This is a genomic window from Mycobacterium sp. NGS50, from assembly GCF_059812545.1.
The window spans coordinates 60,071-83,749 of sequence record NZ_JCALCW010000019.1 but is presented as its reverse complement, the minus strand read 5'-3'; the positions used below and the strand labels follow the sequence as shown (position 1 = coordinate 83,749).

Sequence of the window (23,679 nt, the reverse complement as noted above, 5' to 3'; positions counted from 1 at the left end):
AATGTCCGAGACGTTGCGTAGGCTCGCCCCAAAAGCGTGCAATCGATCCCAGGAGGGCCTTGTGGCTGCTGGTGACACCACCATCACCGTTATCGGAAACCTGACCGCCGACCCCGAGTTGCGGTTCATTCCGTCCGGCGCCGCCGTCGCGAACTTCACCGTCGCCTCGACGCCGCGGACCTATGACCGGCAAAGCGGGGAGTGGAAGGACGGCGAAGCGCTGTTCCTGCGGTGCAACATCTGGCGCGAGGCCGCTGAGAACGTGGCCGAAAGCCTCACTCGTGGAATGCGGGTGATCGTCACGGGACGGCTCAAGCAGCGGTCCTTCGAAACCCGCGAGGGTGAGAAGCGCACCGTGATGGAGATCGAGGTCGACGAGATCGGGCCCTCGCTGCGCTATGCCACGGCCAAGGTCAACAAGGTCAGCCGCGGCGGCGGCGGCGGTGGTGGCGGCGGCTTCGGCGGCGGTGGCGGCGGGCAGGCCCCGGCCGCATCCGGCGGCGCACCTGCCGAGGACCCGTGGGGCAGCGCCCCGCCGTCGGGTTCCTTCGGCGGCAGCGACGAGGACCCACCCTTCTAATCCGCGGCGTGCGAACAAGCACGCCCCACGACGAATCACAGAACGAAAAGAGATACACAGATGGCCAAGGCCAAATCCAGCAAGCGGCGTCCTGCGCCGGAAAAGCCGATCAAGACACGCAAGTGCGCGTTCTGCGGCAAGAAGAGCCAGCCGATCGACTACAAGGACACCGGTCTGCTGCGGACCTACATCAGCGAACGCGGCAAGATCCGTGCTCGCCGTGTCACCGGCAACTGCGTCCAGCACCAACGGGACATCGCGCTTGCCGTGAAGAACGCCCGCGAGGTGGCACTGCTGCCCTTCACCTCGGCGTCGCGGTAAGCCAGAACGGAAAGACGAACATGAAATTGATTCTGACCGCGGAGGTCGATCACCTGGGTGTCGCCGGTGACACCGTCGAAGTCAAAGACGGCTACGGACGCAACTACCTGCTCCCGCGCGGGCTGGCCATTGTGGCCTCGCGTGGCGCCGAGCGGCAGGCCAACGAGATCCGGCGGGCCCGCGAAGCTAAGACGGTGCGCGATCTTGAGCACGCCAACGAGCTCAAGGCGGCCATCGCCGGACTCGGCACCATTTCGCTGCCGGTCAAGACGGCGCCGGACTCCGGCAAGCTGTTCGGCTCGGTGAGTGCCGGCGATATCGCCCTGGCGATCAAGAAGGCCGGCGGGCCCAGCCTGGACAAGCGCATCGTCCGACTGCCCAAAGCCCACATCAAGGCCCTGGGCACCCACAAGGTGTCGGTGCATCTGCACCCCGACGTCGACGTCGCGCTCGACGTCGACATCGTCGCGCAGGCCTGACCAGCAATCTCCCAACACCCCGGTGGCGCCGTAATCGGCCGCCACCGGGGCGTTGCTGTATGGGCCAGCGAACTGTCGCCGCCAGCGGCCGGGTAGCGAAGCTAACCCGGCGTTCACACGTTGCCAATCCGGCAGTTACGCAACACGCCCGAGACGGCAACCTGACTCGACACGCCGAACGGATTGTCATCCACAGGTAATACACCTGCGTGTGGTGCCCTTATCTGCAGTGATACCGCATCGTCACGGGGTGATCCACAAGTTCTCCCCACCGCCTCAACACGGGTGGCGGTGCCTATCCACACGCGATCCACAACTTCATGAACAGCACCGCTTGGTGTCTTCGCTAGCAACATCTACCGTCTACCCGGCACGCGATGTCCGACCGTTGATTTACGGTGCGGGCACGGGCGACCAACGGGCGTTCGGGGGCTTTGGAAGTTTGGTCCCAGGGAGGTGGGGATAGATGGCGGTGGTCGACGACCTCGGGCACTCGGGCATCGAGGAGCCGCCGCGGGAAGACGTCGGTCGCCAGCCGCCGCAGGACCTCGCCGCCGAGCAGTCCGTGCTGGGCGGCATGCTGCTGTCCAAGGACGCCATCGCCGACGTGCTGGAGCGGGTGCGGCCCGGCGACTTCTACCGCCCGGCGCACCAGAACGTCTACGACGCCATCCTGGACCTCTACGGGCGAGGCGAGCCGGCCGACGCGGTGACAGTGGCCGCCGAGCTCGACCGGCGCGGGCTGCTGCGCCGGGTCGGCGGGGCGCCCTATCTGCACACGCTGATCTCCACGGTGCCCACCGCCGCCAACGCCGGCTACTACGCCGGCATCGTCGCGGAGAAGGCGCTGCTGCGCCGGCTGGTGGAGGCCGGCACCCGGGTGGTGCAGTACGGCTACGCCGGCGCGGAGGGCGCCGATGTCGCCGAGATCGTCGACCGCGCGCAGGCCGAGATCTACGACGTCGCCGACCGACGGCTCTCCGAGGACTTCGTGCCGCTGGAAGACCTGCTGCAGCCCACCATGGACGAGATCGACGCGATCGCCTCGCACGGCGGTATCGCCCGTGGCGTACCGACCGGGTTCACCGATCTCGACGAGGTGACCAACGGGTTGCATCCGGGGCAGATGATTGTGATCGCGGCGCGGCCGGGTATGGGGAAGTCGACGCTCGCGCTGGATTTCATGCGGTCGTGCTCGATCAAACACCGGCTGCCCAGCGTCATCTTCTCGCTGGAAATGAGCAAGTCCGAGATCGTCATGCGGCTGCTCTCGGCCGAGGCGAAGATCAAACTCGGCGACATGCGCTCGGGCCGAATGACCGACGATGACTGGACCCGGCTGGCCCGGCGGATGAGTGAAATCAGTGAAGCGCCACTGTATATCGACGATTCACCGAACCTGACGATGATGGAGATCCGCGCCAAGGCCCGTCGCCTGAAGCAGAAGTCCGACCTGCGGTTGGTGGTGCTGGACTATCTGCAGCTGATGTCTTCCGGCAAAAAGGTCGAGTCGCGTCAGCAGGAGGTGTCGGAATTCTCAAGGCAACTAAAGCTTTTGGCGAAGGAACTGGAGCTGCCGGTCGTCGCGCTCAGCCAGCTGAACCGTGGTCCTGAGCAGCGCACCGACAAGAAGCCAATGTTAGCTGATCTAAGGGAGTCAGGCGCCATCGAACAGGATAGTGACATGGTGATTCTACTGCACCGGCCCGACGCGTTTGAGCGGGACGACCCACGCGGTGGCGAGGCGGATTTGATTCTGGCCAAACACCGTAACGGCCCGACCAAGACAGTGACGGTGGCGCATCAGCTGCATTTGTCGCGGTTTACCAACATGGCGCACTGAGCTGTAATAGGTGGCGGCGCCACTGTTGTGCTAATACTGCTGCCGCCACCGCAGCACTCCGGTGGTTGGTGCCGCCTCTGCGTGTGCGCACATCCGGCGCGCACAGCTACTGACCATCGTTTTTGATGTCAGTGGGCGTCGATAAGTTGTTGTCATGAAGCCAGACAGCGCTTCGCCCGCGACTTTGGGCACAAGTGCAGCCGCATCAGCAACAGCGCATTCCCGTATCCTCCGGGCTGACAGTGGATCCGAGATTTCGTTGCCGGAATTAACGCGAACCGGCGAGATACCGCTGCTGTGGTCGGTGGACAACCGAAGGCGGCTGGTCCGTCGGAAAGGTGCAGGTCGCGTCGACATCAAGAGCCGTGAAATGTACCGGCTAAAGCTGGCCTCGGGTCGTGAGCTAGAGCTCGCTTCGGACCAGCAGTTCCTCAAGCTTGATGGCTGGGCGCCGGTGGCCGAGTTGGTGAAAGGGAGCAGGCTTGGTGTGCTGCGACGATTGGGTACTCCCGCCAGGCCGCAGCCCATGCATCAGTCCGAAATAATCCTGTTGGCGCACATGATCGGCGACGGATCATGTGTGCGGCGCCAACCGATCCGTTACGCGTCCGTCGACGAGGCAAACCTTGCGGCAGTGAGCATTGCTGCGGCACATTTCGGCGTGACACCGATTCGTGACGACTACCCAGCCGCCCGTGTGACAACGCTACGTCTACCGGCGCCGTACCGATTGACACACGGCAAGCGCAATCCCATTGCTGAATGGCTAGACGGCCTCGGCCAATTCGGGCGACGAAGTTACGAGAAGTACATCCCTGAACCCGTTTTCGCACTACCCACCGACCGGGTGGGCCTATTTCTGCGGCACTTGTGGGCAACCGATGGTTCGGTGCGCTGGGATAAGAAGACATCGCAAGCGAGGGTCTACTACGCCTCGACCAGCCGGCGACTCATCGACGGTGTGGTGAACCTGCTCCTCCGAGTTGGCGTGCAGGCCAGAGTCACGTGCACCCACAAGGCCGGTTATCGTGATTGCTGGTTCCTCTCAATTGATCGAGCGGTCAATCAAGTCAGATTTCTCACCCAAGTTGGCGTGCACGGCGCGCGCGGAGTTGCGGCGAATGAGGTTGTAGCCCAGCTGGCAGGCCGATCGCGGCGACCGGGCACCGACACCATCCCCATCGAGGTGTGGGATCACGTGAGAGCACGTATGACAGAACTAAACTGGTCAGACAAGGACTTCGCATTAGCGACAAAGACGAGGTTCGATGGCCCGCGCATGTGGACACATTGTCCCGGTCGAACGCGGCTAGATCGACTATCGGTTGTGCTGGAGAGCCCGTTCCTTCACGATGTCGCGACTGACGACATCTACTGGGACCGGGTGGTCAGCATCGCATACCTCGGCAGCCGTGACGTCCCTAGCTTGTTGCTCTGCGGTGATTATCCGGTGGTGATCGGTGGGGCACTAGTGAGGGACCCGAATCAGTAAATGTCCGCGCCGGGATAAACCCGGATCGTGAGAGTATCTCGGTGTAAAGCAACGGATATGCGGCCCCTTCGACGCTTTGACGTTAGGAGGGGACCCCGCCGCCTACCGTTTGTCGATACGAGGGTGGATGAACACACCTTCCGCGCGGACGGTGATACCCGCTGCAGTCGACAAGTGCCCGACGGCGAAGGTCTTCACCCCTTCAGTGCGGTCGACGCGTGCTTCGGCGTGCACCGGACCAAGCGCGGTGCCGTGTTCGTAGCGCAGCGTGAAGGTGCCCGTGACGGCCGGTTGGCCGGGTTTGTGGGCAGTGGCGCCGAGGATGTGGTCGAGGAGTAGCGCGCATATGCCGCCGTGAACATGACCAGGCGGACCCTCGTAGGCGGCGCCCAGTTCCAGATCTGCCCACACTCGACCGTCGGTATCGTGATGCACCGTCATCGGTGGCGCAATCGCATTGCGCAGACCCATCACGACGTTGCCCCACACTGCAGGTTGGCCGTTCGGCTGCCGTCGCATGCCGAACGATCCGGGCATGAGTGCAGAACTGAGCTCGTCGACGGCCGCATCGATTCGGTCGCGCGCGGATGCGATGTCAGAAAGGGCAGCCTCCGTGCGGATCGTAACGTCGATGAGCCGCCGCACCGACTGGGTTAGACCGGCGTAGACGCTTTCAACCGCATCGTCGCGGTTAGCGGAAGACATCGGTTAGCGCGCGTTGGGAGAGCGGTCGCCGGGGGCTACGACCAACGGGGCGCCAATAACGCGAGCATGGTGGCGTTGAGAACGCGGAGGCGTACGCGGCATGGCGCGGATTCCTATCTGTTGAGCTCTGTCGTGCGACCTAGCAAACAGACTGGCGGACCGTTGACACGCAGGCAACCTAGCCTCCCGGTCAGCGGATCATCGGCCGTGGCCGGGCCAGCCGGATTGCTAGTCTGGACGAGTGGACGAGTCCAAAGCATCCGAAGCGCCGCAGCTAGCGGCGACGAGTTGGGCGCTGTTGGGTCTGTTGTCCTACGAGAGCGAATTGTCCGGGTACGACATCCGCAAATGGATCGACTGGAGCGTGCGGTTCTTCTACGGCAGCCCGGCCTACAGTCAGATCTACTCGGAGCTGAAGAAGCTCGAGAAGCTCGGTCTGCTGACCTCGCGGGTCGACACCGAGGGCACTCGCAGCCGCCGGCTCTACAAGATCACTCCCGAGGGCTTGGAAGTGGTGACTCGGTGGGCTCGCGAGGGTCCAGTAGATCCGCCGACGCTGAAGCACTCGCCGCTCCTGAGGGTGACGTTCGGCCATCTGACCGACCCAGCCCGTCTCAAGGATGTGCTGGATCAGCATCTGGCCTATGTGGACGAGATGCAGCGCGCGGCAGCCAAAGACGCGCATTGGGCTGGCGCCGACCCATCATGGGCGTACGCGAAGATCGCGTTGGACTGGGCGGAGCGCTACTACGCGGCCGAGCGGGAACTGACCTTGAAACTGATCAAGGACCTCGACGAGGCAGAGGCGCATTTCCCCAAGGTGGGGCAAGGAGCCAAGATCCCGTGGCCCGACCACGAGTATTGGTACGAGGTCGAAAAGCGGGCCGAGGCCGAAGACGGCGATTGACCAGTTTCGGTCACAGGCTGCCGGCCGCATCGTGCGCGGCGATATAGCCGTAGACGAGTCCCTGCGCAATGGTCGCACCGGCACCGGGATAGGTATTCCCGAAGACGTTGGCAGCGCTGTTGCCGATCGCGTACAAACCATCGATCACCGTGCCGTCCTCGCGTAGCACCCGAGCACGCTCGTCGGCACGTAATCCGCCGCAGGTCCCGAGGTCGCTCAGCACCATTTTGACCGCATAGAACGGGCCTTTGACCAACGGCCGTAGGTTGGGGTTCGGAGTGACGGTAGGGTCACCGTAGTAGCGGTCGTAGGCACTACGTCCCCGCTCGAAGTCCGGATCTTGGCCGGCGAACGCGTTCTCGTTGAACCGTGCCACCGTCGCACACAGCTGGTCGGCGGGTACCCGCATCCTCGTGGCGAGTTCATTGAAATTGTCTGCACGAACGGCGATCCCGGCGTCAAACCAACTCTGTGGGATCGCCATCCGCGGAAACAGCTCCGCGGCAAACACGTAGCTGTTTCGATACTGCTGGTCGAACACGATCCACATGGTCTCCACGGGTGTACCCGCCGCTTCACGATCGAGGACGCACTGTCCGAAGCTCATGTAGTCGACCGACTCGTTAGCGAAGCGGCGGGCGTGCTGATCCACGATGAAGGAGCCGGGCAGGGAGCGTTCGGCCAGCATCACCGCCGGGGCGCAGCCCGGAAGCGGCGCGACCGCGGGAAACCACCAGGCCTGATCCATCAGGGCGATGTCGGCGCCGATGTCTTGACCGAGCCGGATAGCGTCGCCGGTGTTGGTGTCGGCGCCCAGGCTCTGATTGCGGCCCAGCGACTCGGGTTGGAACTTGCGCCGCATCTCCATGTCGTGGTCGAAACCGCCGGCGGCAAGGATCACGCCACGCCGCGCCGTCACGGTGAACCGGTTCCCGGCGTGCTCGACTATCGCACCGACAACCCGGCCGTCGTCGCCGGTCACGAGTCTGGAAAGTGTGGTGTCGATCCAGATCGGGATACCGGCGCCGAGCACGCCCGCGAATAAGCCCGCCGCCAAGGCTTGACCCCCGGCGGCGTAGCGCCTGCCCAGCGCAAGGCCGCCGACACCCTGCGCGAGCCGTTTGACCAGAGTCGGTACGCCCTTGCGGGGCACCCGGCTGACCAAGTTCAGCCAACGGTAATCCGCACCGGTGGTCGGCATGGGGATGCTGGCCTTCATCACCCCGGGGCGCAGATAGGGCAAGTACTGGCCAAGGATCGCCGTGTTCAGTGGCCGACACTCGCAGGTACGTCCGCTAGCTGACCCGCCGGGCTTCTCCGGGTGGTAGTCGGCGTAGTCCTTGGCCCAGAACAGGTTCATCGGCGTGGTGCGGCGAAGCATCTGCACGGTTGCCGGCAGGTGGCGCAGATAAGCCGCAGAGCGAGCTTGAGGGGCGGACTGTCCAACCAGCGCATCCAGATACGTCTGCGCCCGCGATGCAGGATCGCTACCCCCACACTCCTCGATGACGGGACTGGCCGGCAGCCACAGCGCGCCGCCGGAGCGGGCCGTCGATCCGCCGATGTGGCCTGACTTCTCGACGACGAGCACCGACAGGCCCCGTTCGTGGGCGGCCAGGGCAGCGGCTAATCCGGTACCTGACCCGACGACCAGCAGGTCTACCTCGGTATCGCAGATGGTCCCGCCGGCCGGGATGGTGGAGTGGGTAGCGATCACGGACGGTGACGATAGGGCCAAACCACGCTCCGGGAATTCCAACCTCCTGATGAGTGGAACACGGGCCTCCCAACCGGGCGATCTCGCAGTTGAATCAGGTCCTCAGCCACAGCGACCCCAGTTGATCAAAGGACGGAACGCAGATGACCACGCACACCGACGCTGACGCCATTCGGATGATCGAAGCCGGATCGGTGCCTACCAGGTTCGCACGCGGTTGGCATTGCCTCGGGCTGATTCGCGACTTCGGGGACGGGCAGCCGCACCAGGTCACTGCGTTCGGGCAGAAGCTGGTGGTGTTCCGCGGCGAGGATGAAGCCATCAGCGTGCTCGATGCGTATTGCCGGCACATGGGCGGCGACTTGTCACGCGGCACCGTGAAAGGCAACGAGATCGCTTGCCCGTTTCACGATTGGCGTTGGGGCGGGGACGGTCGCTGCAAGATGGTGCCCTACAGCAAGCGCACCCCGAAACTGGCGCGCACCCGGGCATGGCCGACGCTGCAGCAGGACGGCATGCTGTTCGTGTGGAACGACCCTGAAGGCAACGCGCCCCCGGCAGATGTGACCATTCCGCGCATCGACGGTGCCAGCAGCGAAGCCTGGACCGATTGGCACTGGTACACCACCGTCGTACACACCAACTGCCGAGAGATCATCGACAACGTCGTAGACATGGCGCACTTCTTCTACATCCACGGCTCACTACCGACGCATTTCAAGAACATCTTCGAAGGTCACGTCGCCACGCAGTACATGAAGAGCGGGGCTCGCCCCGACGTCGGCGACCCGGAAGGCAGCAAGCTGTTGGGAACCACGTCACTGGCGGCCTACCACGGACCGTCGTTCATGATCGATGAATTGACCTACCACTACGCGGACTTTGATCAGCGAACCGTGCTGATCAACTGCCATTACCCGATCGACGCCGATTCCTTTGTGCTGCAATACGGCATCGTCGTGGAGAAGAACGCGTTCATGCCCGAAGAGATGGCGATGCAGGCTGCGATCGCATTGGGAGACTTCGTCAAGATGGGCTTCGAACAAGACGTAGAAATCTGGCGCAACAAGACACGGATCGACAACCCGCTGCTGGTGGAAGAAGACGGCCCGGTGTATCAACTGCGCCGCTGGTACGAGCAGTTCTACGTCGACGCGACCGACGTCTGCCGCGACATGGTGGACCGGTTCGAATTCGAACTGGACACCACTCGCCCCCTGGAGTCGTGGATGAAGGAAGTAGAAGCAAACCTGGCTACCCGCGCGGCTGCCGTCGGATCAACGGAATGACGATCCGCACCGACAACCGCCTGAACGACGCCCCGATGGTGCCGGTGAACTGTCGGCGCTGCGGGGCTGAGGTTCAGGTCCGCAAAAGCAGCTGGAACCAGACCAGCGTGCAGTGGACCGATACCGCGCTAAAGCGATGTGAGGAGCGCTGCGCAGCAGTACATGTGGCCGCCTGTCAAAGCCGTACCAATTTCCTGACCTGCTCGGCCTTGGCCGAGTCGATCGTTGATGCCACCCGCACCGGGGCGCTGACCATAATCGATGAGAGTCCTGATGTTCGAGCGTGAGCCGTCTTGGCCTGCAATTGAATACCTTCAGCTCCCGATACGGCTCGATCACGATGCACGTTCTCCCACTGAGCGGGAACAAATTCTGTAGCAACCTCCCGCTGAGCGGGAACAACCGTTATCGCTTGCCAAGCACAGATGAAGAATCCCCTGAATCCGTACCCAGAACCGCGGATTACTGGAGGCAGAAAGTGATTGGTCGGCGTAGCAGCAAGCAGAATCATCGCTCCCGGAACGCGCAGCAGCCCCGTCGCCGCGCAGTCGGTCTGGGTGCTGGTGCTGGTGTGATGGTGGCGTTTGGGATGTTTCCGTTGAGCGCGTTGCCTTATGCGCATGCTGATGATTTCGGTTTGGGTGAGGTGATCAGTGATCTTCTCGGTGGGGCGACCGCTGGTGTCGGTGATGTCGCCGGTGCTGGTGCCGCCTTTAGCCAGGCTTCGTTGGAACTCGGCGGCCAGGGTTTCGAGGATGCAGTGTCGGCTGCGACAGCCCATCCGCTTGCTGCGGCTGTTCCGGTGCCGGATCTGGATGCTTCGTCGGTCGAAGGGTTCTTCCAGCAGTTCATCTACGACCCGATCCACCGCAGCATCGAGGGCTGGATCAACAGCTCGTTCGGCGAACAGGTCGATGGATTCATCAACCAGGTCTCGGGCCAGTTCCTGATCGGTGATGGTGTGGCCGGCACCGCCGATCATCCCGATGGCGGGGCCGGCGGTTTGTGGTTCGGTGATGGCGGCGAGGGTTACGACGCCAGTGGTAGCGCCGGGGTGGCCGGGGGCGCGGGCGGAGACGCTGCGGGCTGGTTCGGCAACGGTGGTGATGGCGGGGCCGGCGGCGCGGGTGCTGCAGGTGGAGACGGCGGGGCCGGCGGCTCACTGTTGGGCATCGGCGGACACGGCGGTGCCGGCGGCGCCGGTGCCGCGGGCGGCGACGGCGGAAACGGTGGGCAATGGTTCGGCATCGGTGGGGATGGCGGCAACGCCGGCGATGGCGGGGCGGGGTTGCCTGCCCTGGGTGGAGCCGGCGGTAACGCCGGCATGCTCGGCCACCATGGCGCGGTCGGCAGCTACGGCACGCTGGCCGGCGGCCCACCAAGCGACACAGTCGGCCTCAGCACCACGGGTACCTGGATCACCGATAGCGACGGACGGGTGGTCGAACAACACGGATTCAACTACACGATGGAATACTCCGGGTCGGGCAGTGACGGTGAAGCTGTGATCAGTGATGCTAACGCGGCGTTCCTGGCCGCCAATGGCTTCAACGTGGTGCGCCTGGCCATCTCGTGGGCAGCGATCGAGCCCGAGCCCGGTGTCTTCAATGACGCCTATCTCGCCTCGGTCGAGCAGACTATACAAACGCTCGGCAACCATGGCATCAACACGATCGTCGATATGCACCAAGATGCCTACAGCAGTGTTTTCGGGTACGACGGTGCACCCGCGTGGGCCGTCCAGGACGGCGGGCTCGCTAATCCCCAGTTGCCTTTCCCGTTCGCGATCTTCTTCAATCCCGCGGAAACACATGCGTGGGACGCATTTTGGTCTAACTCCGAGGGCCCTAACGGGGTTGGCCTAGAAAGCGATTACGCACAGATGTGGGAACACGTCGCTAACTACTTCAAAGGCAACGCAGACGTGGCCGGGTTCGAGATTATGAACGAACCGTACTCGGGCTCGCAGACCCTGCCCAGCCTCTTCGGCAGCGCGTTCTTCGAGGCGCAGGAGCTGACCCCGTTCTACGACCAAGTCGCATCAGCCATTCGGGCCATCGACCCGAGCACCCCGGTGTACTTCGAACCGAGCATGCTGCCGTCGACTGCTGGCTATCCCACCAGCCTGGGCACCGTCGACCTTCCCCACACCGTCTACTCCTTCCATGATTACTGTGAGTTTTCGCTAGGGCCGATATGCCTACCTGATGTTGCGGGAATTGTCGGCAACGCCGCAGCGTACGCGGGAGAGCACGGTATCCCTGCCGTGATGACTGAGTTCGGAAACAGCGCAGACACCAGCACCATAGCCCAAACGATGCTTCCCGCCGATAACGCCTCGATCGGTTGGACCGAGTGGGCGTTCTCCGGCCAAGGCGAGAACTCCCTGGTGTACAACCCCGAACTCCCGCCGACCGGCGACAACGTGAATACCGGAAACCTGGAAACGCTCGCAGAGCCGTATCCGCAGGTGGTTGCGGGCACCCCGGGTTCCTGGTCGTTCGACAACGGCACCTTCCAGTTCAGCTACACCACCGAACACGTGGACGGCTCAGGCGACTTTGCCGCCGGCTCACAGACCACCATCTCGGTGCCACAAGTCGAATTCCCTAACGGCTATCAGGTGAGTGTCACCGGAGGCCAGGTAATCTCGGCACCCAACGCCACCCAATTGGTCATCGCTTCAGATACGGGCGCGACCACCATCAACGTTGTCGTGAGCCCGGTCGCCGGCGGTGCAGGCGGGTAGGTCGCATGCGTCCTGCACATGGTGTTCCACTCACCGGTCATCGGCGGTGCTCGCGGCGCCCCGAGCAGGTTAACTGTCAACCATGAGCAACGAGATCACGCTGTCGGAGGTCCAAGAATTCATCGCCGGCTTCTGGTATCACTACGACCAGGGCCACTTCGATGAGCTGGGGTCTCGGATGGACGAACAGATGGAATACCTGAGCCGCTCCGACTCCGGCAACTGCCCGTTCGAGCACCTCCTGGCCGCCGAACTGCACGGTCGCTCCGAGACGCTGGCGTGGATGACCCAGCACCGCAACGAAAACCCCTACCCGCTGCGTCACCACGCAACCAACATCTTCCGCACCGGAACCGACGGTGCCGTCACCACCGCGCGCTTCTACCTCTACGTCAACCAGATCACCAACAACGTCCCCTTCGACGTGTCCAGCGGCGTCGTAGACGTGGGTATCCGGCGGACAGCGCACGGATTGGTGTTCACCTCGATGACGGTGGTGCTCGACGCAGAGGATTCCATCCCGTTTGCCGAGTACACCGCCAAGGCGGCCGCAGCCGGCACACTGCCCGGGTGAACGCACGCAGCCTGTTCGGTGGTGGCGTCGCCGTCATCACCGGCGCCGGCGCCGGGATCGGCGCCGGCCTCGCGCGATACGCGAGCCGGCTGGGAATGACGGTGGTCTTGGCCGACGTCGACGCCCAGGCGATCGCTCTCCTACGCGACGAGATCCGGGCGGCCGGCGGATCGGCAACCGACATGGCCTGCGACGTCCGCGATGCTGACGCCGTCGAAGAACTCGCCGGCAACGTCTACCGGGACATCGGCCCGGTGCGCCTGTTGGTAAACAACGCCGGCATCGAACAGTTCGGCTATCTGTGGGATACCCCGCTGACCAACTGGCGACGCGTCGTCGACGTCAACGTCAGCGGTGTCTTCTACGGCATCCGCGCGTTCTTGCCGACAATGATCGCCACCGAATCGCCGGCGTGGGTGTGGAACGTATCGTCCATCGGCGGCGTCGCCAGCGTTCCCCTCCAGGCGCCCTACATCATGAGTAAGCACGCAGTGCTTGCACTGACTGAATGCCTGCATTTGGACGTGCAGTCGGCTGGTCATAACCACATCCACATCCAAGCCGTGCTTCCCGGTGCAGTCGTGTCGAACATCTTTGAGTCGGCGGGCGGCGTGGACGCGGGCGACAGTGGCGCGGCCGAACAGCAGCGCTCGGCCATGCTGGATATCAAAGCCGAAGCAATGGACCCCGTGGCCGCCGCCGAAGTGCTGTTCGACCGCGCGGCGGCAGGCAAGTTCTATCTGCTCACCCAACCCGACTACGTCGGCTCGGCGATGACCGAGCGTGCTGCCATGTTGAACAGCCAGGCCCCCCGCGGCTGCGCACGCAGCAGCGATTCGACCCGGTCACGAACTGACATGCGCCCGCCCAAACTAGATCCCGATGCCGCGGATCGCGTCGCGTCGTTCGGTGAAATCGCCCCAATGCGGATTCGAGGGTTAGCAGCCGTCCGGGCCGGCCTCGAAGCGGCCGCCCATCCCCAGATGCCGGCGATGGCATCGGTGGAGGACGGCACCGTCCCCGGCCCAGCCGGCTCCGTCCCGATCCGGATCTATCGACCCGACGCTGGACAGGCGCTGCCCGTGTTGGTGTATCTGCACGGCGGCGGATTGGTGATGGGGTCCAACCATTCCTTCGAGCCGCTTGCGCGCGAACTAGCCCACGCAAGCGGTGCCGCCGTGGTCGCAGTCGACTACCGTTTGGCACCGGAATCTCCGGTACCAGCGCAATTCGACGATGCGTATGCGGCCACCGAATGGGTCGCCGCCCACGCCGGCGAACTCGGCGTCGACGCCAACCGGCTGGTGGTGGCCGGCGACAGCGCAGGCGGATCGCTGGCTGCCGCCGTGGCGTTGGCCGCCCGCGACCACGGCGGGCCCCCAATCCTGGCTCAGGTACTGCTGTATCCGGGTCTGGACCGGGATATGGGCGCAGCGTCGATCACCACGATGCCCGACGCACCGCTGCTGAGCCACGACGACATCGTCTACATGCACGAACTGACCGACCGCGAAGCGGGATCACCGCACGACGCCTACCGGGTACCGGCGTACGCGACCGATCTCAGCGGCCTTCCACCGGCGATCGTGGTCACCGGAGAGTGTGACCCCATTCGAGACTGGGGCGAACGTTACGCGGGCCGGCTATGCGACGCGGGCATCCAGACCACCCTGACGCGTTATCCAGGCATGTACCACGGATTCCTGATGCGCTCGGACACCACTGCGCGGGGGCGGCTGGCGATGGCAGAGATAGGCGCGTTGCTGCGTGCGAAATTCAGGCACCCGCTTACCGTTAACGAGCCTCCCGGCCAGCGGACCGTAGCCCCCAATGCGGGCCCGGTAGCGCCCACAATCGACCCAGACCACGCAAGGAGATGACCATGTTGACCGACGAACGGCGCCAGGAGCTGTCCGACATCCTTCGCCCCGCTGCCCCACCCCGTGAGATCACCGACGTCTACACCGCCGACCAGCGCGAGCGGTTGCTCGACGTCGTGCACACTCAGGGTCCGTGGAAATTGATCATCGCCCAGCATTTCGCATCAGCGGACGAACTGATGGCCACCATGAGCGGCGCCTTCCCGGAAGGCTTCACACCGTCGCTGGATCTGTTCTTGACACCAACCTTCCGGGGCTACCTGGCGAACTATGGCGCCGTCCTCTACCCGGAGCTGCACGACTGCTTCTACAACGCCGAGTTCCTCGAGAAGGCCAAGACTTATTGGAACGCGCAGTACGCCAAGCCACAGCTGATGCTGTTCAATATCAACGGCCCCTGTGCCAACCGTGACCCCGGCCATCTGGACTCGCCGAGCTTCCGTGGTGTGCGACACGAGAATGCGCCGACCTGGCTGTGCAGCGTGATGGGCAAGTCGGGACTGTTTACGGAGTACCTGATCAAGATGGCCCAGGTGATCACCTGGTTCTCGCTCGATGAAGGCAGTGGCTTCACCTACTGGCCCGACGGTCCGTTGAAGCCCCCCGCCCGCGTGGTGCCGCCGATCAACAACCGTGGCGTGGTGGTTCAGAACGAGATGATGATGCACCGCGGGGAAGCCAACGGACCGCTGGAACAACAAGTACCGTCCGGTCTCGCCTTCGACAGCGTGTTCACCGGTGACGCCACCGACCGCAACTACTGGCTGCTCAAGAACGGCGACGAAGTCATCGCCCGCCACCACACCGACGAGTTGCGCTTCCTGGTGCACTGGTCTGCCGAAGTGTTCACCGACTACGACGAACTCAAAAAGAACATGGACGGCTCCGACGACCTGACCATCGACCGTGCCATCGACATCATGGTCGACGACCTGGCTGGAAAGGGGATCAAACTCGACATCCCCAGTGAGCCGCTGCACGACCCGGTTTTCATCGCTGCACTCAACGCCGCCTACGACCTGGGCGGTCCGTCGCTCTACCCCGACGAGGCACCCGTGAGTGGATTTCAACTCGCCTGACCACCGAAAGGACTTCAACATGGACCGTTTCACCGACCGCCGCGCCATCGTCACCGGTGCCGGATCCGGAATCGGCGCGGCCACCGTGGCACGTCTGCTCGACGAAGGTGCCACTGTGGTGGCCTACGATATTTCCTCCGAAGGCCTTGCCGCGACCACCGTCCGAGCCGAAGAAGCAGGAACCGCAAAAAGACTGAGCACGGCACTACTCGACATCTCCCGCGAGAGCGATGTCATCGCCGCTGTCGAAGCCGCGTTGGCAGACCTTGGTGGACTGGAGGTGCTCGTCAATGTGGCCGCAATGCAAACCTGCTCGCACACACACGAAACCACCCTCGAAGACTGGAACAGGACGCTGGCAGTCAACCTGACTGGCACCTTTCTGATGACCCGCCAGTCGTTGCCGGCCCTTCTGGAATCCGGTCGTGGTGTGGTGGTGAACTTCACCTCGACCGCAGCGTCGTTCGCCCACCCGTATATGGCTGCATATGCGGCCAGCAAGGGCGGCATTCTGAGCTTCACGCACTCGTTGGCACTCGAATACTCCAAACAGGGACTGCGGGCAGTCAATATCCAACCGGGCGGGATCTCGACGGCACTGGCCAATTCCACACTGGAGAAGATGCCCGAAGGTTACGACATCGGCTTGTGGGCCAAACAGACACCGTTGCTGCATGGCAAAGACAGTGAGATCCTTGGTGATCCGAGCGCAGTCGCAGCGGTGATCGCCATGGCGGCCTCTGACGACGGAGCATTCATCACCGGTACCGAGATCCGCGTCGATGGCGGTGCACACGCCTGACCGCGCCGCTGCACATCAGGCGTCGGTGAGCTAACGCATGTGTAGGCCGTTCTGCGCGAAGTCGTCCTACTCGCCGATCGACCCGCTGCCGTCCGCGATCAACGGCCATAGCTGTCGGATGCCCGCCGCAACGGCAGAAGCGGCTACTTGCCGATCCCAGAATTGCACCGAACCAAACTCTGAACGCCAGGCCAGGGCCGCGCGCGTGTATTCGTGCAGTCGGTGTTCATGGGTCGTGGCGATCGCTCCGTGGACTTGGTGGGCATTGCGGGTGACCACCGACGCGGCGTGTCCCGCGCAGGACCGCGCCACCGCGATGTGAAAGTCGAGATCGGCTGATTCCCAGCCAGACCCGAGCGCCATGGTGAGTGCAGCCTCGGTGGCCGCGCGGGCGAGTGCTGCCTGGGCTGCAGCATCGGCGATCAGATTCTGGACTGCCTGGAACTGGCCCAGCGGGCGTCCGAACTGAATACGGGAAGCTGTGTGCTCGATGGACATTTCCACGGCGCGGTCTAGCGCCGCGCACACCTGAATGGCGCGTACCAGCGCCGATCTGCGCTTCAGCTGGTTGACCAACTCGACTGACACCACCTCGCCGACCATGGTCGCGGTGTCAACAGTGACGGTGTCGCGCGGCTCACCGATCAAGTTGACCCCGGATCGCATGGCCACCGCTGAGGCGTCGACCTCACCGAGCCGGTACTGATTGCCCTTCTGCCACACCACCACGATCCGATCCGCGTCAGCGGCCCAAGGCACCGAGGCGCGGGGCTGTGTGGCGGTCGGTGCCAGATAGACGGTGCGGACCGCATTATCGAGGGGTTGGCCCGTGGCCTCCATCAGCCAGCACGCCAACAGGTCATGCTCGGCCAGCGGAACCCGCACGCCGTGACGTACCGCAGCGGACGCCAGCTCAGCGGCTTCGTGCCAGCTCGCCCCGCTGCCGCCACGATCGGGAGCTCCGGTCAAGCGGACCAGGCCGAGCGAATCGAGACGCTGCCACAGCGTGCGGTCCAAGGCGACGCGGCCATCCTGAGAGACGGGTGCCGCGCTCCTCCGATAGTCGGCGAAGACGGCGTCCATCATGGCCACCAAATCCGGATCCACGGTCGGGTTGGTCGACAACTTCGTGACAGTCACCGCATGCCCAATCCCCGCGCGATGACACCACGCAGCACTTCGTTGGTTCCGCCGCGCAACGTGAAGCCGGGGCGTTGGTCGACAGCGTGGGCCACCATCTCCGCCCACTTCGGCGTGACCGGAGCCTCGTCGCCGGTGCGAATGTCGGCCAAGTCAGCGATATCGCCTTCAAGCGTGGTGCCGAGCACCTTGACGACCGCGGCCGACACGGCGGGATTCTCACCGCGTTGCAACGCGCCCGCCACCGCGCTCGACATGTGATGCAGACCAGCGACGCGCGCCACCAGCCGTCCCAATTCGGCATCCGCCGAACCAGGTTGCGCGGCAAGCTGGTCAACCGCACCAGCCAGAAGCGGGAAGGTCGACAGAAGACGTTCCGGGCCGCTTCGCTCGAAACTGAGTTCGGAGGTCACCTGGGTCCAGCCCTGCCCGATCTCGCCAAAGACCATCGCATCGGGCACGAATACCGCATCGAGGAGCACTTCGTTGAAGTGGTGCCCGCCGTTCATCGAGATGACGGGTCGGACTTCCACGCCTGGGGCACGCAAGTCCACGATGAACTGCGCCAGCCCGGCGTGCCGATGCGCCGGGTCGACCGCGTCGGTACGCGCCAGCACGATGAACGCATGCGCACGATGGGCTCCCGAGGTCCATACCTTGGTGCCCGTCAGCGCCCAGCCGCCATCCACCCGGGTGGCCCGGGTGCGGACGCTGGCCAGATCAGACCCCGAGTCCGGTTCGCTCATGCCGATCGCGAAGAAGCAGTCGCCGGCGACAATGCGCGGTAAGAACTGTCGCTTCTGCTGCTCGCTGCCGTACTTGAGCAGCGCGGGCACGATCTGGCGGTCGGCAATCCAATGCGCGGCCACGGGTGCACCGGCGGCCAGCAGTTCCTCGGTGACCACGAATCGCTCCAGAAACGACCGGCCGTGCCCACCGTATTGTTCGGGCACGGTCATCCCCAGCCAGCCGCGACGGGCCAGCGCCTTGGTGAAGGTCTCGTCCCAGCCACACAACCAGGCGTCGACGGTCGGTGTGAACGCGCCGGCGGCCAGTTGTTCGGCGAGGAAGTCGCGCACCTCGGCCCGTAACGAATCCAAGCCGACGTTCTCACCCGCCGGGGGCACCAGCCGCGACAATGCAGCGGTCATGACGTCTTCCATTTCGCGATCCGCCGCAGATGCTCGGCATCGTGGTGGGCCAGCGGTTGCATGGCCGCCGCCATCGCCAGGGTCGATTCCAGCGACCCGGTCGCGGACTCCCGTAGTAGGCGCTTGGCCATCCGCAGCGCCTGCGACGGGTTCGCGGCGATCCGCTGGGCCAGTGCGGTTGCGGCATCGAGCAGGTCCTCGTGCGGCACCACGTCGTTGACCAAGCCCCACGCCAGCGCCGTCGGCGCGTCGATACGGTCCCCGGTGAAGGTCAGTTCAGCGGCGCGGGCGTGACCGATCGCACGGGGGAGGAACCAGCTGCCGCCATCGCCGGGGATCAGCCCGAGTTGGACGAAGCTTTCGGCGAACGATGCCCGTTCGGAGGCGATGCGGATATCGCACATCATCGCCAGGTCGCAGCCGGCCCCGATCGCTGCACCATTGACGGCCGCGATCAGCGGAACCTCAAGCCGGCCCAAGGCGCGGGGAATGCGTTGGATGCCGTCGGTGTAGGCGTAGCGCTGCTCGATCGGCGGCAGACCGAACATGCCCTGCTGATCGGCCATCTCTTTGACGTTGCCCCCGGCGGAGAAGATCTTGCCGGCCCCGGTGAGGATGACAGCACGGATTGTGGTGTCGCGGTTGACGGCATCGACATTGGACTCGAACGCCGCAATGCACTCGTCACCGCTGATCGCGTTACCGACCTCTGGCAAGGTCAGAGTCCAGCGCTGAACCGGTCCGTCGCCCGCGGTCTGCAAGGGTGTGCTCACTGATGCTCCTTGAGCTGAAGGGATTTGGTCTGCAGGTACTCTTCGAACCCGAAGGCGCCGAGCTCGCGGCCGATACCCGACTTCTTGTAGCCCCCGAACGGAGCGACCGGGTTATACGCGCCGCCGTTGATGTCGAGTTGGCCGGTCTGCACGCCTCGGGCGAAGGCGATCGCGGTGCCGTCGTCGCCTGCCCACACCGCCCCCGACAGTCCGTAGGGGGTTGCGTTCGCGATGCGCAGCGCATCGGCGTCGTCGGTGAACGGGATGACCGCCAACACCGGCCCGAACACCTCCTCTTGGCCGAGTTCGGAATCCGGATCGACGTCAGCGAACACGGTGGGCGCAAGGTAGTAGCCGCGGTCTCGCAGCGGCTCGGCGCCGCCCACCACCAGTCGGGCACCATCACGCTGGGCCCGTTCGATGAACCCGCGCACCGCTTCGAATTGCGAGCGCGACGCCACCGGCCCGATCCGCGTGCTGGGGTTGTGCGGATCTCCGACGGTGTAGCGGGCGGCGGCGGCCTCGATCAGGTCAAGCGCCTCGCCGTAGCGGTTTTCGGGCACCAGCATGCGCGTCCATGCCATGCAGGTCTGGCCGCCGTTGAGAAACGCGTTGCCGACGCCTACTTTGACCGCGGTGGCGAGGTCGGCGCCGTCGAGGATCACGTTGGCGGACTTTCCGCCGAGTTCCAGGGCGACTTTCTTGATCGACATGCCGGCCAGTCCTCCGACACGGGTGCCCACCGCGGTGGAACCGGTGAACGACACGAAGTCGACAGCGGGGTGTACTGCGAGGTGTTCGCCGATCACCGCACCGCTGCCGGAGACTAGGTTCAGCACTCCGGGCGGCAATCCGGCATCGGCGCAGGCCTCGATAAACTCGAACACAGATAGCGGCGCCTCGTTGCTGGGTTTCAGCACGACCGTGCAGCCGGCTGCGATAGCCGGCACGACTTTGGCGACAACTTGATACAGCGGGTAGTTCCAAGGGGTGATCGCCGCGACCACGCCGTAGGGTTCACGCAGCACCAGCGAATGCCCGAGACGCTGCTCGAAATCAAACCGCGCCAACACGTCCGCGAATCCTTTGGCCACTGCCAGCGGCACCTGAGTCTGCACCGACTGTGCGGTGCGCACCGGGGCGCCCATCTCGTTCGTGATGATTTCGGCGATATCCGACAGCCGGGTTTCCATGGCGGCGATGACCCGCCTCACTCGGTCTTTGCGTTCGGTGACGCTGATGCCCGGGTCGAAGGCACGGCGTGCGGCGGCCACCGCGGCGTCTACGTCGGCGGTGTTGCCGTTGGGTACATGACCGATCACCGTTTCGGTGGATGGGTTGATGACGTCGATGCTGCCGCCGCCGGACGGGGGAACCCACTGGCCGTCGATGAATAAGGTGGTGCGCTCGTAACTGTGCATGGTCGTCCTTGCTGGGGGTCAGGGCACGATGCTGGCGCGAACGTCGCGCTTGCCGTCGGCTGCGGCGAACGCCGCATTGATGTCGTCGAGGGAGTAAGCCGCCGCTGTCAGCCGTTCGAGAGGCAGCTGATGCTGGTGACGGTCGAGGAAGCCCAACGCGCGTGAGAGCACGTCCGGGCTGTAAAGCGATACGCCGACCATGGTTTTGTTGGCGAAGACGAAGCGGGATGGGTCGAAGGCAAAGGTTTGACCGATGTTGATGTTGCCGATCTCTACGTAGCGGCCGAACTGCCCGAGCATCTGCAGGCCTTCGTCGATCGCCGACGGATGCCCGACGACTTCGACGACGACATCGGCGCCGTGACCGCCGGTCAGCTTGCGTACGGCTTTGGCCCGATCCTTGCCGGTGGAGACTTCACCCAGGTTGATTATGGCGTCCGCGCCAAATGCGGTAGCCAGTTCCAGGCGTTCCGGCACCCCATCGATGGCGATGACATTGGCGGCGCCACGGGCTTTGGCGACCGCAATCGCATACAGGCCGAGTGCGCCGGCACCTTGCACCACGACGTGCTCACCCAGCTGTTGATCGACCCGCTCGAGCCCGTACATCACCTGCGACAGCCCGCAGTTGGCGCCCGCCGCGACGGCGTCCGAGACGCTGTCGGGCACCGTGTAGACGACCGCGCCCGCGGGCAGCAGGTAGTAGTCGCCGTAGCCGCCGACAAAATAGGGCGGCTCGTCTGCGCGGCCCAACATCGCCATCGTCAAATTCAGGCAGGCGTTGCGTCGCCCGGCCAGACAACTACGACACTGATGACAGGAGTAGAAGTACGGGAACACCACGCGGGTGCCCGCGCTCAGTGGCTGCCCGTTCGAATCGGATTCCACGCCCGCCCCAAGGACTTCGACAGCGCCTATCATCTCATGGCCGAGAACCGTCGGCAGCTGGCCGCCCAGACCACGGGTCGCGAACGTCCCATGCCAGGCGTGCAGATCGGAACCGCAAATGTTGACACGAGTGACGCGGATCAGGATCTGACCAGGTCCCACGGCAGGCAGCGACACCGTCTCGATCTGGAATGGCATGCCGGGCTCGTCGAAACGGGCGATACGGCCGGTGTACACGTGGTGTCCCTTCAGTTGCTGGTGAATTGGGAGCTGAACTGCTCGCGCAGATGACGTTTGAGTAGTTTGCCGCTCGGGTTCTTGGGTAGAGAGTCGACGAAGTACACGTGTTTGGGGGTCTTGAATCCGGCGAGGTGATCACGGCAATGACGCAGCACCTCATCTTCGGTCAAACTGTTCCCCGCGCGGGGTACCACGGCGGCAACTACCGCTTCGACCCACACCGGGTGTGCTAGGCCGAACACCGCAGCCTCCTCAATTCCCTTGTGTAGGTAGAGAATTTCTTCGACTTCGCGGCTGGCGACGTTCTCCCCGCCGGTTTTGATCATGTCCTTCTTGCGATCGACCACGTACAGGAGACCGTCGGCGTCGAAGTAACCGAGGTCACCCGAATGGAACCAGCCGCCAGCGAACGCCTGGGCGGTGGTGTCTTCGGCGTCGAGGTAGCCCAGCATCAAATGTGGGCTGCGATGGACGATTTCACCGATCATCCCGTCGGGAACCGGGTTGTTGGAGTCATCGATGATGATGGTCTCGACGTTGACCACGGGCCGCCCGGCCGCCCCGGCGTGGGCGTCTTGCTCGTCGGGCTGCAGTGCGCAGGCCAGGGGGGCCATCTCGGTTTGGCCATAGAAGTTCCACAGCCGTAGGTTGGGTAGCCGCTGACGCATTTCGAGCAGGATCTCGGTCGGCATCGGTGAGGCGCCGTAGTAGCCCTTGCGCAGGCTGGACAGGTCTACCTGGTCGAAGACGGGGCTGCGCAGCAGGCTGATCCAGACCGTCGGTGGGGCAAAATAGCTTGTGACCCGGTGGCGCTCAATGGTGCGCAGCACCAATTCCGGGTCGGGGCGGGGCAAGATGATGCTGGTTGCCCCCAGATAGATGTCGGTGGCCAAGAAATTGTCCAGTTGCGCGCAGTGGTACAGCGGCAGTGAGTGGGTCTCGATGTCGTCGCCCGTCATGGATCCGGCGACGATGGTGCTGATGTACTGCCACATCAGACTCCGGCTGCTGTGCATGACGCCTTTTGGCCGCGATTCGGTTCCGCTGGTGTACATCACCCTCAGGACCTGATCCTCGTCGACGTCGCAGACAGGTACCGGGCTCGTCGTCGTCAGCCATTGCGCGAAATCGGGCCATCCGCTCGAGCAGTGTTGACCCGGGCGGACCAGGGCTGCCTTCGTGCGGACGCAACCTGCGAGGTTCATCGCCTGCTCGGCGGTGGGAACGAGATCGACCTCGGCGATGAGGCCGACGGCCTTGCTGTGGCCGAGGATGTAGGAGATCTCCTCGGCGGTCAGCATGAAGTTGATCGGGACGAGCACCACGCCAGCGCGGGCAGTGGCAAATGCCAGGACCGCATACTGCCAGCAGTTACGCGACAGCAGCGCGACGGCGTCGCCTCGGGTAATGCCGTTGTCGTGCAATCCCGCCGCGGCCCGATCTACCGCATGATCGAACTCGGCGAAGCTCAACACGACCTCGCCGTCGATGATGGCTGTCTTGTCCGGGTGCCGACGCGCCGATCGGCGGGGGATGTCGCCGAGGGTGTGGCTGCGGGCCCGCCCGATGAGAGCGGCCAGGTCGTCTGAGTGCACGGCCGCAGACTAGGCAGTGCAACGCCGTCGCGGGAGTTCGTCTCCCGCTGAGTA

General features: G+C 64.2%; 21 protein-coding genes and 1 pseudogene. 14 read left to right on the top strand and 8 right to left on the bottom strand.

Going from position 1 to position 23,679, the window contains the following annotated elements; all coding sequences use genetic code 11:
* The first annotated feature begins 61 nt into the window (after positions 1 to 61).
* The 5 genes from AC5Y36_RS15110 (at position 62) to AC5Y36_RS15090 (ending at position 4,715) form a co-directional block, all read left to right on the top strand.
* Positions 62 to 580, top strand: coding sequence for a single-stranded DNA-binding protein (locus AC5Y36_RS15110; RefSeq protein ID WP_500041737.1), 519 nt, complete (start codon positions 62 to 64; stop codon positions 578 to 580).
* A 60-nt stretch (positions 581 to 640) separates the two neighbouring features.
* The gene (gene rpsR / locus AC5Y36_RS15105; RefSeq protein ID WP_500041736.1) at positions 641 to 901 is read left to right on the top strand and encodes a 30S ribosomal protein S18; all 261 of its coding nucleotides are present in this window, start codon (positions 641 to 643) and stop codon (positions 899 to 901) included.
* Between the two features lie 20 nt (positions 902 to 921).
* Positions 922 to 1,380 (top strand): 50S ribosomal protein L9, encoded by a 459-nt coding sequence (rplI, locus tag AC5Y36_RS15100; RefSeq protein WP_500041735.1) that lies wholly within the window; start codon positions 922 to 924, stop codon positions 1,378 to 1,380.
* A 466-nt stretch (positions 1,381 to 1,846) separates the two neighbouring features.
* Positions 1,847 to 3,223 (top strand): replicative DNA helicase, encoded by a 1,377-nt coding sequence (gene dnaB, locus AC5Y36_RS15095; RefSeq protein ID WP_500041734.1) that lies wholly within the window; start codon positions 1,847 to 1,849, stop codon positions 3,221 to 3,223.
* Positions 3,224 to 3,377: 154 nt separating this feature from the next.
* On the top strand, positions 3,378 to 4,715 hold the full coding sequence (locus AC5Y36_RS15090) for an LAGLIDADG family homing endonuclease (RefSeq protein ID WP_500041733.1): 1,338 nt from the start codon (positions 3,378 to 3,380) through the stop codon (positions 4,713 to 4,715).
* A 102-nt stretch (positions 4,716 to 4,817) separates the two neighbouring features.
* On the opposite strand, the gene AC5Y36_RS15085 is transcribed toward AC5Y36_RS15090, so the two are convergent.
* Positions 4,818 to 5,420: a PaaI family thioesterase gene (locus tag AC5Y36_RS15085; protein WP_500041732.1), complete on the bottom strand. Its 603-nt coding sequence runs from the start codon at positions 5,418 to 5,420 to the stop codon at positions 4,818 to 4,820.
* 241 nt (positions 5,421 to 5,661) lie between these two features.
* Here AC5Y36_RS15085 and AC5Y36_RS15080 point away from each other — a divergent pair, with 241 nt between their 5' ends.
* Positions 5,662 to 6,327, top strand: a complete 666-nt coding sequence (locus tag AC5Y36_RS15080) for a PadR family transcriptional regulator (protein ID WP_500041731.1) — start codon at positions 5,662 to 5,664, stop codon at positions 6,325 to 6,327.
* A 10-nt stretch (positions 6,328 to 6,337) separates the two neighbouring features.
* On the opposite strand, the gene AC5Y36_RS15075 is transcribed toward AC5Y36_RS15080, so the two are convergent.
* Positions 6,338 to 8,044, bottom strand: a complete 1,707-nt coding sequence (locus AC5Y36_RS15075; RefSeq protein ID WP_500041730.1) for a 3-ketosteroid-delta-1-dehydrogenase — start codon at positions 8,042 to 8,044, stop codon at positions 6,338 to 6,340.
* A gap of 143 nt (positions 8,045 to 8,187) precedes the next feature.
* On the opposite strand from AC5Y36_RS15075, the gene AC5Y36_RS15070 reads away from it, so the two are divergent.
* The 8 genes and pseudogenes from AC5Y36_RS15070 to AC5Y36_RS15035 all read left to right on the top strand — a co-directional run bounded on the left by AC5Y36_RS15070 (position 8,188) and on the right by AC5Y36_RS15035 (position 16,417).
* Positions 8,188 to 9,333 (top strand): 3-ketosteroid-9-alpha-monooxygenase, oxygenase component, encoded by a 1,146-nt coding sequence (locus AC5Y36_RS15070; protein WP_500041729.1) that lies wholly within the window; start codon positions 8,188 to 8,190, stop codon positions 9,331 to 9,333.
* Positions 9,330 to 9,620, top strand: coding sequence for a ferredoxin (locus AC5Y36_RS15065; protein ID WP_500041728.1), 291 nt, complete (start codon positions 9,330 to 9,332; stop codon positions 9,618 to 9,620). Before AC5Y36_RS15070 ends, AC5Y36_RS15065 begins: the two co-directional genes overlap by 4 nt.
* Positions 9,617 to 12,082 (top strand): cellulase family glycosylhydrolase, encoded by a 2,466-nt coding sequence (locus AC5Y36_RS15060; RefSeq protein WP_500041726.1) that lies wholly within the window; start codon positions 9,617 to 9,619, stop codon positions 12,080 to 12,082. Before AC5Y36_RS15065 ends, AC5Y36_RS15060 begins: the two co-directional genes overlap by 4 nt.
* Before the next feature lie 82 nt (positions 12,083 to 12,164).
* A complete protein-coding gene (locus tag AC5Y36_RS15055; RefSeq protein ID WP_500041725.1) occupies positions 12,165 to 12,656 on the top strand; it encodes a nuclear transport factor 2 family protein in 492 nt (163 codons plus the stop codon).
* Positions 12,653 to 13,512 (top strand): annotated as a pseudogene (locus tag AC5Y36_RS15050) (SDR family NAD(P)-dependent oxidoreductase). Before AC5Y36_RS15055 ends, AC5Y36_RS15050 begins: the two are co-directional and overlap by 4 nt.
* 1 nt (position 13,513) lies before the next feature.
* Entirely contained in the window at positions 13,514 to 14,536 is a 1,023-nt protein-coding gene (locus tag AC5Y36_RS15045; protein ID WP_500041724.1) for an alpha/beta hydrolase, read from the top strand.
* Between the two features lie 2 nt (positions 14,537 to 14,538).
* On the top strand, positions 14,539 to 15,615 hold the full coding sequence (locus tag AC5Y36_RS15040) for a hypothetical protein (protein ID WP_500041723.1): 1,077 nt from the start codon (positions 14,539 to 14,541) through the stop codon (positions 15,613 to 15,615).
* A 19-nt stretch (positions 15,616 to 15,634) separates the two neighbouring features.
* Complete coding sequence (locus AC5Y36_RS15035) at positions 15,635 to 16,417, top strand: SDR family NAD(P)-dependent oxidoreductase (RefSeq protein ID WP_500041722.1); 783 nt, start codon at positions 15,635 to 15,637, stop codon at positions 16,415 to 16,417.
* Between the two features lie 66 nt (positions 16,418 to 16,483).
* Here the strand turns inward: AC5Y36_RS15035 and AC5Y36_RS15030 are convergent, their stop codons facing one another.
* From AC5Y36_RS15030 to AC5Y36_RS15005, 6 genes are read right to left on the bottom strand one after another with little or no spacing between them, the layout of a single operon-like run.
* The gene (locus AC5Y36_RS15030) at positions 16,484 to 17,503 is read right to left on the bottom strand and encodes an acyl-CoA dehydrogenase family protein (protein WP_500041763.1); all 1,020 of its coding nucleotides are present in this window, start codon (positions 17,501 to 17,503) and stop codon (positions 16,484 to 16,486) included.
* A gap of 50 nt (positions 17,504 to 17,553) precedes the next feature.
* Positions 17,554 to 18,708: an acyl-CoA dehydrogenase family protein gene (locus AC5Y36_RS15025; protein WP_500041721.1), complete on the bottom strand. Its 1,155-nt coding sequence runs from the start codon at positions 18,706 to 18,708 to the stop codon at positions 17,554 to 17,556.
* Complete coding sequence (locus tag AC5Y36_RS15020) at positions 18,705 to 19,481, bottom strand: crotonase/enoyl-CoA hydratase family protein (protein WP_500041720.1); 777 nt, start codon at positions 19,479 to 19,481, stop codon at positions 18,705 to 18,707. The genes AC5Y36_RS15025 and AC5Y36_RS15020 overlap by 4 nt, the downstream gene beginning before the upstream one ends.
* Positions 19,478 to 20,902, bottom strand: coding sequence for an aldehyde dehydrogenase family protein (locus AC5Y36_RS15015; RefSeq protein ID WP_500041719.1), 1,425 nt, complete (start codon positions 20,900 to 20,902; stop codon positions 19,478 to 19,480). Before AC5Y36_RS15015 ends, AC5Y36_RS15020 begins: the two co-directional genes overlap by 4 nt.
* 18 nt (positions 20,903 to 20,920) lie before the next feature.
* Positions 20,921 to 22,027, bottom strand: a complete 1,107-nt coding sequence (locus AC5Y36_RS15010; RefSeq protein ID WP_500041718.1) for a zinc-binding dehydrogenase — start codon at positions 22,025 to 22,027, stop codon at positions 20,921 to 20,923.
* A gap of 11 nt (positions 22,028 to 22,038) precedes the next feature.
* Positions 22,039 to 23,625, bottom strand: coding sequence for an acyl-CoA synthetase (locus tag AC5Y36_RS15005; protein ID WP_500041717.1), 1,587 nt, complete (start codon positions 23,623 to 23,625; stop codon positions 22,039 to 22,041).
* Positions 23,626 to 23,679: the final 54 nt, after the last annotated feature.